Source organism: Amycolatopsis cynarae (assembly GCF_026802195.1).
Classification (GTDB): domain Bacteria; phylum Actinomycetota; class Actinomycetes; order Mycobacteriales; family Pseudonocardiaceae; genus Amycolatopsis_E; species Amycolatopsis_E rhizosphaerae.
In genome coordinates, this window is record NZ_CP113836.1 from 2,542,248 (window position 1) to 2,553,624 (window position 11,377).

Genomic DNA, 11,377 nt, shown 5'->3' on the forward strand with positions numbered 1-11,377 from the left:
GAGGACACACCATGCTGTCGGAATCTTCCGCCGAGATAGTCCGTGCGACGCTTCCCGCGGTGAACGCGCACGCGGTCGAGATCACCGCCGAGTTCTACTCCGCCATGTTCGAGGCGCATCCCGAACTGCTCGACCTGTTCAACCGGGGCAACCAGGCCAACGGCGCGCAGAAGCAGGCACTGGCCGCGGCCGTGGTGGCGTTCGCCGAACACCTCGTTGGGCAGCGGCAGGCGCCGTTCGGGCCGATCGCCGAGCGCATCGCGCACAAGCACGTGTCCCTGGGGGTGACCGCGGAGCAGTACCCGATCGTCGGCCGCCACCTGCTGGCCGCCGTGGTCAAGGTGCTGGGCGAGGCGGTCACCGACGAGGTGCTGGCGGCTTGGGACGAGGTGTACTGGCTGTGTGCCTGCCAGTTGATCGCGGCGGAAGCCCGGTTGTACCGCGAAGCCGAGGTCGAACCCGCACATCCGTGGCGGCAGTGGCGTGTCGCCAAGCGCAGTGACGAGACCGAGGACACGGCCTCGTTCACCCTGGTTCCCCACGACGGCGGAGTGGTCCCGGATTTCCTTCCCGGACAGTATGTTTCGGTCGCGGTGACGCTGCCGGACGGCCGCAGGCAGCCGCGGCAGTACTCGCTCTCCCAGGGGCCGGGCCGTGGTTCGCTGAGGATCACCGTACGCCGCGTTCCCGGCGACGGCGCAGCACCGGCGGGCGAGGTGTCGAACTACCTGTACGACCACGTGCAGGCGGACGACGTGGTGCTCGTCGGGCCGCCCGCGGGCGACCTCGTGCTGGACGCCGGGGAGGATCCGGTGCTGCTGGTGAGCGCCGGGATCGGCATCACCCCGATGGCCGCGATGCTCGACCACATCGCGCACACCCAGCCGTTCCGCGAGGTGGTCGCGGTGCACGCCGACCGGTCGCCCTCGAGGCACGCGCTGCGTTCCGACATCGACCACGCCGGTGCCCAGCTCCGCTCGTTCCGGCAGATGGTGTGGTACGAAGCGGATCCGACGCCCGGTGCCCGTGCCGGTTTGGTGGATGTCGACGCGCTTCCGTTGCCGGACAACGCCTTGGTGTACCTGTGCGGCCCGCTCCCGTTCATGGCCGCGATGCGCACGGGCCTGGTCGCCCGCGGGGTGCCCGCGGAGCGGATCCGCACCGAGGTGTTCGGTCCGGGCATGCTCGACGCGTGACGATCCGGCCCGCTGAAGGTGCGCCTTCAGCGGGCCGGCGCGCGCTGCGGAGGGTGGAACGCAGGTCGCGGAGAGTGGGACCGGTGCGGCGGAAGGTGGGACTCGCGCGGCATGGTCTAGACTTCGAACGCCCCGGCCTCACTCGGCTCTGGCCCGCCACGCTCGCTCGACCCCGGCGACCGGCCCCCCACCCAGCGCACCCACTCGGTCCGCGCCTCGAACGTTTCCCACGCGATCGAAGGATGCCGTCGTGACTTCCGTGCCTCCCCCTGCCCTGTCCTCGCGTACCGCCGCGGCCGGCGGCTCGGCCGTCCGCGAAATCCTGGCGGTTACGGCCAGGCCAGGGGTGATCTCGTTCGCGGGCGGGCTGCCCGCACCCGAGTCGTTCGACGTGGCGGGAGTGGCGCGGGCGTACGAGGCCGTCCTGGCCGAGCAGGGGCGGGTGGCGCTGCAGTACTCGACGACCGAGGGCGATCCGGGGCTGAGGGCCGCCATCGCGGGCAGGCTCTCCGCGCGCGGCCTGCCGACGGAGCCGGACGGGCTGCTGATCACCACCGGTTCGCAGCAGGCGCTGTCCCTGCTGGCCACGGCGCTGCTCGAACCCGGCGATACCGTGCTCGTCGAGGACCCGTCCTACCTGGCGGCGCTCCAGGCGTTCCGGCTCGTCGGCGCGCGCGTGGTGCCGGTCCCGTGCGACGACGACGGCCCGGACCCGGAGGCTCTGGCCGGGCTCGTGATCCGGGAACGGCCGAAGCTGCTGTACACGGTCCCGACCTTCCAGAACCCGACCGGCCGGACCATCCCGGCCGGTCGCCGCGCCGAACTGGCCGCGGTGGCCGCCCGGCACGGACTTTGGATCGTGGAGGACGACCCGTACGGCGAACTGCGGTACGAGGGGGAGCGGGTGCCCTGGATCTCCACCCACGAGGACGCGGCCGACCGCGTGGTGCTGGTCGGCAGTTTCTCCAAGGTGATGTCGCCGGGGATGCGGCTGGGCTGGCTGCGCGCGCCCGCGGCGCTGCGGCGGGCCTGCGTGATCGCCAAGCAGGCCACCGATCTGCACACCCCCACCATCGTGCAGCTCGCCGCCGCCCGGTACCTCGCCGACAACGACCTGGACGCGCACATCGGCCGGGTCCGCGAGGTCTACCGTGAGCGGCGGGACGCGATGCTCGCCGGACTGCCCGGCGCGCTGCCCGAGGGCTCGCGCTGGAACCGCCCCGAAGGGGGCATGTTCCTCTGGGCCCGGGTCCCCGGTGACGCCGGGGAGCTGTTCGAGCGGGCGACGGCGCAGTCCGTCGCGTTCGTCCCCGGCGCTCCGTTCCACGCCGGGCGGCCGGACCCGGGGACGCTGCGGCTGTCGTTCGTCACCCACACCCCGGACGAGATCGCGGAGGGGTTGCGTCGCCTCGCCGCGGCCTCCACACCGGCGCCAGTGGGCTGAACCGGCGCCAGCTGTCCACTGTGGTCACTTGCGTCGCCACTAGCACCGGCATGCGAACCACTTCCCGAACAGATGCTACTTCCTTCAGCTCTTGAGGAAGAGGGAATCGGCGGGGTCGGTGCGCGAGGCGTCCACCCCGTCGCCGTGGGTGAAGTCGTCCTGTTCGTGCCCGGCCCAGTCCCTGATCGGAGTCCCGTTCTCGCTCAGCGGACGGTAGGCCCCACCGTCCCAGCCGAACTGATAGATCCGGTGCGGGTCGGGATAGAAGGCGACACCGGGGCCACCCGGGACGAGCTGCTTGCTCATGGTGTTGCCGAAGAACACGTTCTGCGGGCCGGTGGCACCGGACCACTTCACCGCCTTGGCCCCGGCGCCCCACCAGATCGGGAACCAGGCGGAGTCGTCCGGCGCGGAGCCGCCCTCGTCACCGCAGTTCGTGGTGCAGTTTCCCGGCCGGTGCTCGTAGGGCACGCGCACGGTGTTGCGTTCGAACAGGTTCCGTCGTTCCCAGCCGCCGTGCAGGTTGAGGTCGTTGTCGAAGTCGTTGCCGATCACCACGTTGTCCGAAGAGGACCACTGGAAGGTGAAGTGCCTCAGATTGCGGGTCACGTTTCCGGCGTACAGTGAATCCCACACCCGGGAGCCGCGGAAGTAGCCGTTTCCGCCCTTGCCCTTGTTCCACGCGCCGTTGAGGTTGTTGCCGACGATTTCGATGTTCTTGGCCTCCTCGGTCACGATGGGGTGCGAACCGGTCAGATAGGTGCCGATGCCGCGTACCCAGGAGTTGACCGTCCATTTCAGCACGATGCCGTTCAGCGCGTCCGCGGGCGCGGTGTTGCCGTAGTTGTGCGTGGTCCGTGCCGGGTCGGCATCCGCGACGTCCTGGCTGATGTGGAAGTTCTCCAGCCCGACACCCACGACGGGATCGACCAGCGGGGCGGCCTTCGAGTCGTAGACCTTGCCCGCGATCTTCGCCGAACCGTCCGAAACGGAGTTGACCGGCACGTCGAACTCCAGCGGCTTGTCGAGGGTGATGGTGTGCTCGGCCGGGTTCACCGCGGCGATGGTGAAGATCTGCTGGCGCATGTGCTGGTTCTGCAGTTCCTGGTCGGTGGGCAGGGCCTGCTGCTGCTGGTAGAACGCCATCGAGTTCGCGGCCCGGATGTTGACGTACCCGCCGGGGGCGAAATGCTCCAGGCTCGCGCCCTCGGCCAGGGGGACCACGGTGTCACCGGTGCGCGCGGCGAACCCGGGATCCCCGGGCTTCCCGCGCAGTTTCACCCCGGCCTTCCAGTGGGCGTTGACGGTGCCCTCGAAGAGATCCTTCCGGTTGGCCGGTGCCGAGGCGTAGTCCTTGCGGTAGCTGGGATCGACCTGCCGGGACTGCACCCGGAACAGGCCGCGGCCCGGCCAGAGCCAGCCGCCGTTGCCGTCGCCGGAGTCCATGCCGTCCTGGTCCCACGTGCTGCCGTCCTTGGTGAGCACGTCGTAGCGGGTGTTGTCGTCGGGGTGGAAGACGAACCGGGTGCCGGTCGCCGGATCGGCGCCCTGGCCGCGGATCACCAGGTAGTTCGCGTCGACGCTGATCTGCCTGGTCACATCGAGGACCCCCGCGGGCAGCGTGATCAGCGACAGCCGGGTGTAGGAGGCCGTCGGCGAGCAGTCCCGCTTGATCCGGTCGATGGCCGCCTGCAGCGCCTCGGTGTCGTCGCGGCCGTCGCCGGGCGTCACCGCGGGAGTGAGGCGGCAGCGGGGGTCGGGGTTGAAGTCGGCGTCGGTCGGCAGTCCGGCACCCTGCCGGTAACCGGCCTTGGACCAGTCCGGCAGACCGGGGATCGGTGCGCGCCGGTTGGCCGCCCGGGTGTCGGGAACCGGCAGGCTCACCGGGATCAGCGGCGGGGCCTGGGGGAGGGCCCACGGGTGCTGCTGCCGTCCGGCGGAGGGGCCACCGGCGGGCCACAGGACGATCGCGAGCACACCGGCGACCACGACGAGGGCGGCGGTCAGGACAAGCGTCAACCGTTTGCGGCGAAGCATGTTTTTTCCTCCCGGGTGGGGCAACCACGGGTGAGACCCGCCACCGGGTCTTCCGGTTCCCTCGGAGTTCTGGTTCCGCTTCCGCACGCCGTACCTCTTGACCGACCGGTCAACTCTGCCGTAGCTTCGGCGGCGTGGACACCCGTGACCGGATCGTCCGGTCGGCAGCGAAGCTGTTCCTGACCCGGAGCTACCAGGCGGCCGGGATCACCGACCTGTGTGCGGCCGCCGGGGTGCGGAAGGGCAGCTTCTACCACTTCTTCCCGTCCAAGGCCGAGCTGGCGAAGGCCGTGATCGACCTGCACGCCGCCGAGCTGGACCGCAGGCTCGCGGAGGCGGAGAAGGACGGGCCCGCCGCGGGGCTGTTCGCGGCGGCCGAAGCCGTGGCGGTGATCCAGACGGGATTCGAACAGAGGTTCGGCCGGATCGTCGGCTGCCCGTTCGGCAACCTCGCCGCCGAACTGTCCACAACGGACGACGCGCTGCGGGAGCACGTGGCCGGGGTGTTCTCCCGCTGGGAGGCGAAGCTGGCGCACGCGTGCCGGGTCGCCGCGGAGCACGGTTTGCTCCGGGACGGGATCGAGCCGGACCGGCTCGCGCACATGGTTCTCGCGCAGGCGCAGGGCCTGATCCTGCTCGCGAAGGTCGGGGGCCGCCCGGCCGAAGAGATCGTCGAGGGGCTGCGGGCGCTGCTCGCCGTCAGTGTCCGGGAGGACGGATGAACTTCACCGAGGTCGACTTCCACTTCGATCCGATGTGCCCCTTCGCGTACCAGACCTCGGTCTGGATGCGGAACGTCCGCGCCGAGACCGGGCTGCGCGTCAACTGGCGGTTCTTCAGCCTCGAGGAGGTCAACCGCTTCGAGGGCAAGAAGCACCCGTGGGAACGGGAATGGTCCTACGGGTGGTCGCTGATGCGGATCGGTGCGCTGCTGCGCCGCCGGGACATGGCCCTGCTCGACGACTGGTACGCGACGGTCGGGCGGGAACTGCACGTGTCCGGCGGCAAGCCGCACGACCCGGAGGTTGCGCGGCGGCTGCTCGGCACGCTCGGCGTGGCACCGGAACTGCTCGACGAGGCACTCGCCGACGAGACCACCCACGACGAGGTGCGGGCCGATCACCAGCGGGTCGTCGACGCGGGCGGATTCGGGGTGCCGACCCTGTTCTTCCCCGGCGGCGCGTGCCTGTTCGGCCCGGTACTGGTGGACCCGCCCGCCGGGCGGGAGGCCGTGCGGCTGTGGGACGTGGTCGGCGGCATGGCCGAGTTCCCGCACGTCTACGAACTCCAGCGGCCCAAGGCGCCGGCCGACCAGGCGCTGATCGCCGAGCGTCTGGCGCCCTACCTCGGCGGCCGGGACTGGGTCAGCGTCAACCGTGGCAAGGTCATCGATTTCGGAGGTACCGCATGATCGACAAGGACGTCGTCATCCCCGCACTGATCGCCGAATGGGCGGCGATCGACGGACTGCTCGCGTCGCTGAGTCCGCAGCAGTGGCGCACACCGACCGCGTTGCCCGGATGGTCGGTGCAGGACGTGGTGGCGCACATGATCGGCACCGAGTGCACCCTCGGCGGCGAGGCAGCGCCCGCGTCCGAAGTGGATGTACGGGGTTTTTCCCACGTGCACAACGACATCGGTGTGGCGAACGAGTTGTGGGTGCAGAGCCTGCGGGACCACACGCCCGAGGCCGTGCTCGAACGGTTCCGCTCGATCACCGCGAGCCGCCGCGCGGCTTTGGAACGCCTGTCCCAAGAGGAGTTCGACGCGCCTTCGTGGACGCCCGCGGGACCCGCCACCTACGGCCGGTTCCTGCGGATCCGCGTGTTCGACTGCTGGATGCACGAGCAGGACATCCGCGACGCCGTGGGGATGCCGGGGCATGGCGACGGCCCGTGCGCGGAGGTGGCGCTCTCGGAAGTGGCCGGCGCGCTCGGCTACATCGTCGGCAAACGCGCCGCCGCCGCAGAAGGCGCGGCGGTCACCATCGAGCTGACCGGTCCGATGCGGGCAACCTGGCACGTGGTGGTCGACGGCCGGGCCAAGCTGGTCGAGACGCTGCCCCACCCGGCGACCACGAGGCTGCGCCTGGACTCGCACCTGTTCAGCCGGCTGGCGGGCGGGCGCGTGGCGGCGGCCGACCACGTGGCGGACGTCGAGATCGACGGCGAGGAGGACCTGGGCGTCCGCGTCGTGCACGCGCTGCCGTTCACCATCTGACTCGGCACTGTCCGACAAGGACAGCCAGCGGGTTTCAGACGCTGCGCAGCACCGAGACGACCGTGCCCAGGACGACGGCCTCGTCGCCGTCGATGACCTCGTAACGAGGGTTGCGCGGCTCGAGGTAGACGTGACCGTTGCGGCGGCGGTACACCTTGACCGTGGCCTCCCCGTCGATCATCGCGGCGACGATCTGGCCCGAATGGGCCTCCGACTGCTGGCGCACCACGACGAGGTCACCGTCGCAGATCGCTGCGTCGATCATCGAGTCCCCGCGCACGCGCAGGCCGAAGACCGTGCCACGCCCGGTCAGTTCGCGGGGCAGCGTCAGCACGTCGTCGAGGTGCTCCTCGGCCGAAATGGGCGTTCCGGCGGCGATGTCGCCGACCACGGGCACGGGCACCGAATCCTCGCCGGGTTCCCGCCCGGCGGGCTCGTGCAGGAACATGCGCACGTCGATCGGCCGGGACACCGCGGTACCCCGGCGGAGAAAGCCCTTTTCCTCCAGGCTCGCCAGGTGTTTCGACACCGCCGAGGAGGACCGCAGGCCGACGGCGTCGCCGATCTGGCGCGTGCTGGGCGAATAACCGTGCCGGACCACCCAGTCCCGGATCGCGACCAGGATGCGCTGCTGGCGCGGCGGCAGGGTCGAGGTGTCCAGGTGTTCGAGCTCGTCGTAGGTGGTCACCGCGGAATCCTAGTGGCGGACGGCGCCGCCGCTGCCGTGAAGGGTCCCTAATGGTCGATACGACTGTGAAGGGACCCTTCACGGCATTGCGCAGCCCTCGAAGGACGAGAGGGGAATCAGTCGGTGCCGGATTCCATGGCGGCGCTGTCGAGCAGCTCCTCGTCCGACACCGCGCCGCGGGAGGCGATGGCCTCGGCGCCGCCCTCGGCCATCGCACCGATCAGGCCGGTCGAGGCCGCCTGCGCGGCGCCCACCATGGGCTGTGTGCTGCCGACCATGCCGAGCTGGGCGTACTGCTCCAGCCGGGCACGGGAGTCGGCGATGTCGAGGTTGCGCATGGTCAGCTGACCGATGCGGTCGACCGGCCCGAACGCCGAGTCCTCGGTGCGCTCCATGGAGAGCTTGTCCGGGTGGTAGCTGAACGCAGGTCCGGTGGTGTCGAGGATGGAGTAGTCGTCGCCGCGCCGCAGCCGCAGCGTCACCTCGCCGGTCACCGCGGTGCCGACCCAGCGCTGCAGCGACTCGCGCAGCATCAACGACTGCGGGTCGAGCCAGCGGCCTTCGTACATCAGCCTGCCCAGCTTGCGCCCCTCGTTGTGGTAGCTGGCGAGGGTGTCCTCGTTGTGGATCGCGTTGACCAGCCGCTCGTAGGCGATGTGCAGCAGGGCCATTCCCGGCGCTTCGTAGATGCCCCGGCTCTTGGCCTCGATGATCCGGTTCTCGATCTGGTCGGACATGCCCAGCCCGTGGCGGCCGCCGACGGCGTTGGCCTCCAGGACGAGGTCCACGGCGGAGGCGAACTCCTTGCCGTTGATCGTCACCGGACGTCCCTGCTCGAAACCGACCGTGACGTCTTCGGTGGCGATCTCCACGGCGGGGTCCCAGAACCGCACGCCCATGATCGGCTCGACCAGTTCGATGCCGGCGTCGAGGTGTTCGAGGGCCTTGGCCTCGTGGGTCGCGCCCCAGATGTTGGCGTCGGTGGAGTAGGCCTTCTCGGTGCTGGCCCGGTAGGGCAGGTCACGGGCGAGCAGCCACTCGGACATCTCCGTGCGGCCGCCGAGTTCGCTGACGAAGTCGGCGTCGAGCCACGGCTTGTAGATCCGCAGGGCGGGGTTGGCGAGCAGGCCGTACCGGTAGAACCGCTCGATGTCGTTGCCCTTGAAGGTGGAGCCGTCGCCCCAGATCTGCACGTCGTCTTCCAGCATCGCGCGCACCAGCAGGGTGCCGGTGACGGCGCGGCCGAGCGGCGTGGTGTTGAAGTAGGCCTTGCCGCCGGAACGGATGTGGAACGCCCCGCACGCCAGGGCGGCCAGGCCCTCCTCGACGAGCGCTTCGCGGCAGTCGACCAGACGGGCCACCTCCGCGCCGTAGCTCGTCGCACGTCCCGGCACCGACGCGATGTCGGGCTCGTCGTACTGCCCGATATCGGCGGTGTAGGCGCACGGCACGGCGCCCTTCTCGCGCATCCACGCGACCGCTACCGAGGTGTCGAGGCCGCCGGAGAAGGCGATCCCGACACGTTCACCGACAGGCAGAGAAGTGAGCACCTTGGACACGAGCAGAAGTATATGCACAGCAGTGCATGATCATGCAACCGGGGGCCGAATCACCTGTCGGATGCTGCCGTGAGGGGACCCCTCACGGGAGAGAACGCCACGGGCCCGGCAAGAGCGAGGGTGGGACACAAGCGCTATGAGCGGAGTTTATCGCTGGGTTAGAAAACAGGACTTGGACTTATCATTGCTGCTCGGAGAGGCTCGTGGGGTGGCCGCCGCGCCGGGAGAAGCGGGGTGGCCGGCATCAACCCATCCCCTGGAACGGAGCGAGTCCCGATGGATCTTCAGCTGGCCGGAAGGGTCTTCCTGGTCACCGGTGCCTCCGCCGGCATAGGCGAGGCCACCGTCCGCGTCCTGGCCGCCGAGGGCGCCGCCGTCGTCGGCGTGGCACGCGAGCCCGGCGGTGTCGAGCGCCTCGGCGGCACGGTGAGCGCGGTGGCCGCCGACGTCACCGACCCCGGCGCGGCGGCCCGCGTCGTGGCCGAGGTGCTGGACCGGCACGGGCGGCTCGACGGCCTGGTCAACAACGTCGGCGGCCTCACCGCCCGCGCCGGCTTCCTCGACGTGAGCGACGAGCAGTGGCACGACACCTTCGAACTCAACTTCCACTCGGTCGTGCGGATGACCCGTGCCGCGCTGCCCGCCCTGCTCGAGCGCGGCGGTTCCGTGGTCCACGTGACCAGCGAGGCCGCGCGGCTGCCCGACGTCCCCCTGATCGACTACGCCGCCGCCAAAACCGCCTTGCTGTCCCTGTCGAAGACGCTCGCCGGTGAGTTCGGCCCCCGGGGAGTGCGGTCCACCGTGGTCGCTCCCGGTCCGACCCGTACGCGTCTGTGGGACGCACCCGGCGGATTCGCCGACCAACTCGCCGCACGGTTCGGACTGGAGCCCGAGGCCGCGATCGAGCACTTCGTACGCGAAGTGCGGCGGCTGCCCAGTGCCCGGCTCGGTACCCCGGACGACGTCGCCCGCGTGGTCGCTTACCTGCTTTCCCCGCTCGCCCGGCAGGTCACCGGCGCGGAATGGGCCGTCGACGGCGGCGCGCTCCGCCAGATCTGACACCCTCACCCCCCCGAAGGAGCATCCATGTCTATCCGCAAGCCCGTCCGCGCCGCCGTCACCGCCGCGCTGGCGCTCGCCGCTGTCGTCGCGGGCACCGTCGCCTACGCCGCCACGGACGGCCATCGGCCCCCGGCGGAGGGTCCGTGGCAGCTGGTCGACCGGTCCCCGGAACTGGTGCAGCCCAAAGCCCTCACCGTCGACCGGTCGATCGGTGAGAAGCGGGCCGCGCAGGAAGTCCGGCTGGCGCAACTGCTGTACACGTTCTGGAACACCGGACAGCAGAAGTACCTCGACGCCGCGATCGGCCCGGACTTCACCGACAACACCCTCCCCGCCGGACGGCCCCAGGGACCGGCCGGGCCGGTCTTCGCCTCGAAGAACTTCCGCGCCGCCGTCCCGGACCTGACCTGCGAACTGTCGGACCTGCTCGTCACCGGGGACAAGATCACCGCACGGCTCGTCTTCCGCGGTCACTTCACCGGCGTCTTCGGCGGCGCCGTGGGCCACGGCCAGGCGGTCGAGTTCAACGCCATCGACATCCAGCACGCCGGCACCGCCAAGATCGTCGAGGACTGGCACATCGAGGACAACCAGACCCTGCTCGGGCAGCTCGGCGTGGCGGGCTGACCAGCACGGAAGGCGGGCGAGGAAGTGACCATCGGCCCGCCGACCGGGGGCCGTCGGGCCGCATCGGGACGCCCTATGCCCGGGGTCTACTTGGGAACGCAGGTATTCCCGACGGAGGGAGCAGGGAGATGACCTCGATACTGCCGCGTCGCCGGGTGGTGTTCCCCGGGCTGATCGACTGGCTGGACAACCCCTGGCTGTTCGGTGAGCGCAACGCCATGCGGCTCGAGGAGAACGTCACGAAGGACGCCTACGTCCTCCGGGCGGAACTGCCCGGATTCGATCCCGGCGAGCACATCCACGTCACCGCCGAGGCGGGCATGCTCACCATCACCGCCGAACGCGAGGCGGATCCGGAGGGACCCGAACACAGCGAGTTCCGCTACGGCACGTTCTGCCGTTCCGTCTCGCTGCCCGAACGGGCGGACACGGCGAAGATCAGCGCGCGGTACGTGGACGGCATCCTCGAGGTCACCGTGCCGATCGAACAGCCGGGCAAGCCGGTCGAAATCAAGGTCGGCAAGGGGTGACCCGGCCGGTCCCG

11 protein-coding genes are annotated in these 11,377 nt (G+C 70.4%); 8 read left to right on the forward strand and 3 right to left on the reverse strand.

Going from position 1 to position 11,377, the window contains the following annotated elements; all coding sequences use genetic code 11:
* Positions 1 to 11: 11 nt before the first annotated feature.
* Both ORV05_RS12055 and ORV05_RS12060 read left to right on the forward strand, forming a co-directional pair.
* On the forward strand, positions 12 to 1,196 hold the full coding sequence (locus ORV05_RS12055; RefSeq protein WP_268758557.1) for a globin domain-containing protein: 1,185 nt from the start codon (positions 12 to 14) through the stop codon (positions 1,194 to 1,196).
* Between the two features lie 250 nt (positions 1,197 to 1,446).
* Positions 1,447 to 2,640 carry an aminotransferase-like domain-containing protein gene (locus ORV05_RS12060; protein ID WP_268758558.1) on the forward strand — a complete coding sequence of 398 codons (1,194 nt, stop codon included), beginning with the start codon at positions 1,447 to 1,449 and terminating at the stop codon, positions 2,638 to 2,640.
* Positions 2,641 to 2,724: 84 nt separating this feature from the next.
* Here the strand turns inward: ORV05_RS12060 and ORV05_RS12065 are convergent, their stop codons facing one another.
* Positions 2,725 to 4,677: a right-handed parallel beta-helix repeat-containing protein gene (locus tag ORV05_RS12065; protein ID WP_268758559.1), complete on the reverse strand. Its 1,953-nt coding sequence runs from the start codon at positions 4,675 to 4,677 to the stop codon at positions 2,725 to 2,727.
* A gap of 134 nt (positions 4,678 to 4,811) precedes the next feature.
* Here ORV05_RS12065 and ORV05_RS12070 point away from each other — a divergent pair, with 134 nt between their 5' ends.
* From ORV05_RS12070 to ORV05_RS12080, 3 genes are read left to right on the forward strand one after another with little or no spacing between them, the layout of a single operon-like run.
* The gene (locus tag ORV05_RS12070) at positions 4,812 to 5,399 is read left to right on the forward strand and encodes a TetR/AcrR family transcriptional regulator (RefSeq protein WP_268758560.1); all 588 of its coding nucleotides are present in this window, start codon (positions 4,812 to 4,814) and stop codon (positions 5,397 to 5,399) included.
* Entirely contained in the window at positions 5,396 to 6,088 is a 693-nt protein-coding gene (locus ORV05_RS12075; protein WP_268758561.1) for a mycothiol-dependent nitroreductase Rv2466c family protein, read from the forward strand. The genes ORV05_RS12070 and ORV05_RS12075 overlap by 4 nt, the downstream gene beginning before the upstream one ends.
* Positions 6,085 to 6,897, forward strand: coding sequence for a maleylpyruvate isomerase N-terminal domain-containing protein (locus tag ORV05_RS12080; protein ID WP_268758562.1), 813 nt, complete (start codon positions 6,085 to 6,087; stop codon positions 6,895 to 6,897). The genes ORV05_RS12075 and ORV05_RS12080 overlap by 4 nt, the downstream gene beginning before the upstream one ends.
* 34 nt (positions 6,898 to 6,931) lie before the next feature.
* On the opposite strand, the gene lexA is transcribed toward ORV05_RS12080, so the two are convergent.
* Together lexA and argG are read right to left on the reverse strand one after the other, a co-directional pair.
* On the reverse strand, positions 6,932 to 7,585 hold the full coding sequence (lexA, locus tag ORV05_RS12085; RefSeq protein ID WP_268758563.1) for a transcriptional repressor LexA: 654 nt from the start codon (positions 7,583 to 7,585) through the stop codon (positions 6,932 to 6,934).
* A gap of 116 nt (positions 7,586 to 7,701) precedes the next feature.
* Positions 7,702 to 9,144, reverse strand: a complete 1,443-nt coding sequence (argG, locus tag ORV05_RS12090) for an argininosuccinate synthase (protein WP_268758564.1) — start codon at positions 9,142 to 9,144, stop codon at positions 7,702 to 7,704.
* A 276-nt stretch (positions 9,145 to 9,420) separates the two neighbouring features.
* On the opposite strand from argG, the gene ORV05_RS12095 reads away from it, so the two are divergent.
* The 3 genes from ORV05_RS12095 (at position 9,421) to ORV05_RS12105 (ending at position 11,363) form a co-directional block, all read left to right on the forward strand.
* Complete coding sequence (locus tag ORV05_RS12095; RefSeq protein WP_268758565.1) at positions 9,421 to 10,203, forward strand: SDR family NAD(P)-dependent oxidoreductase; 783 nt, start codon at positions 9,421 to 9,423, stop codon at positions 10,201 to 10,203.
* A 27-nt stretch (positions 10,204 to 10,230) separates the two neighbouring features.
* The gene (locus ORV05_RS12100) at positions 10,231 to 10,833 is read left to right on the forward strand and encodes an ester cyclase (RefSeq protein ID WP_268758566.1); all 603 of its coding nucleotides are present in this window, start codon (positions 10,231 to 10,233) and stop codon (positions 10,831 to 10,833) included.
* 128 nt (positions 10,834 to 10,961) lie between these two features.
* Complete coding sequence (locus ORV05_RS12105) at positions 10,962 to 11,363, forward strand: Hsp20/alpha crystallin family protein (RefSeq protein ID WP_268758567.1); 402 nt, start codon at positions 10,962 to 10,964, stop codon at positions 11,361 to 11,363.
* The last annotated feature ends 14 nt before the right edge of the window (positions 11,364 to 11,377 follow it).

Coding starts and splice junctions, on each gene's coding strand:
- ORV05_RS12075 (WP_268758561.1), top strand. CDS start 5,396: ATGAACTTCACCGAGGTCGACTTCCACTTCGATCCGATGTGCCCCTTC.
- ORV05_RS12055 (WP_268758557.1), top strand. CDS start 12: ATGCTGTCGGAATCTTCCGCCGAGATAGTCCGTGCGACGCTTCCCGCG.
- ORV05_RS12095 (WP_268758565.1), top strand. CDS start 9,421: ATGGATCTTCAGCTGGCCGGAAGGGTCTTCCTGGTCACCGGTGCCTCC.
- ORV05_RS12105 (WP_268758567.1), top strand. CDS start 10,962: ATGACCTCGATACTGCCGCGTCGCCGGGTGGTGTTCCCCGGGCTGATC.
- ORV05_RS12080 (WP_268758562.1), top strand. CDS start 6,085: ATGATCGACAAGGACGTCGTCATCCCCGCACTGATCGCCGAATGGGCG.
- ORV05_RS12065 (WP_268758559.1), bottom strand. CDS start 4,677: ATGCTTCGCCGCAAACGGTTGACGCTTGTCCTGACCGCCGCCCTCGTC.
- ORV05_RS12100 (WP_268758566.1), top strand. CDS start 10,231: ATGTCTATCCGCAAGCCCGTCCGCGCCGCCGTCACCGCCGCGCTGGCG.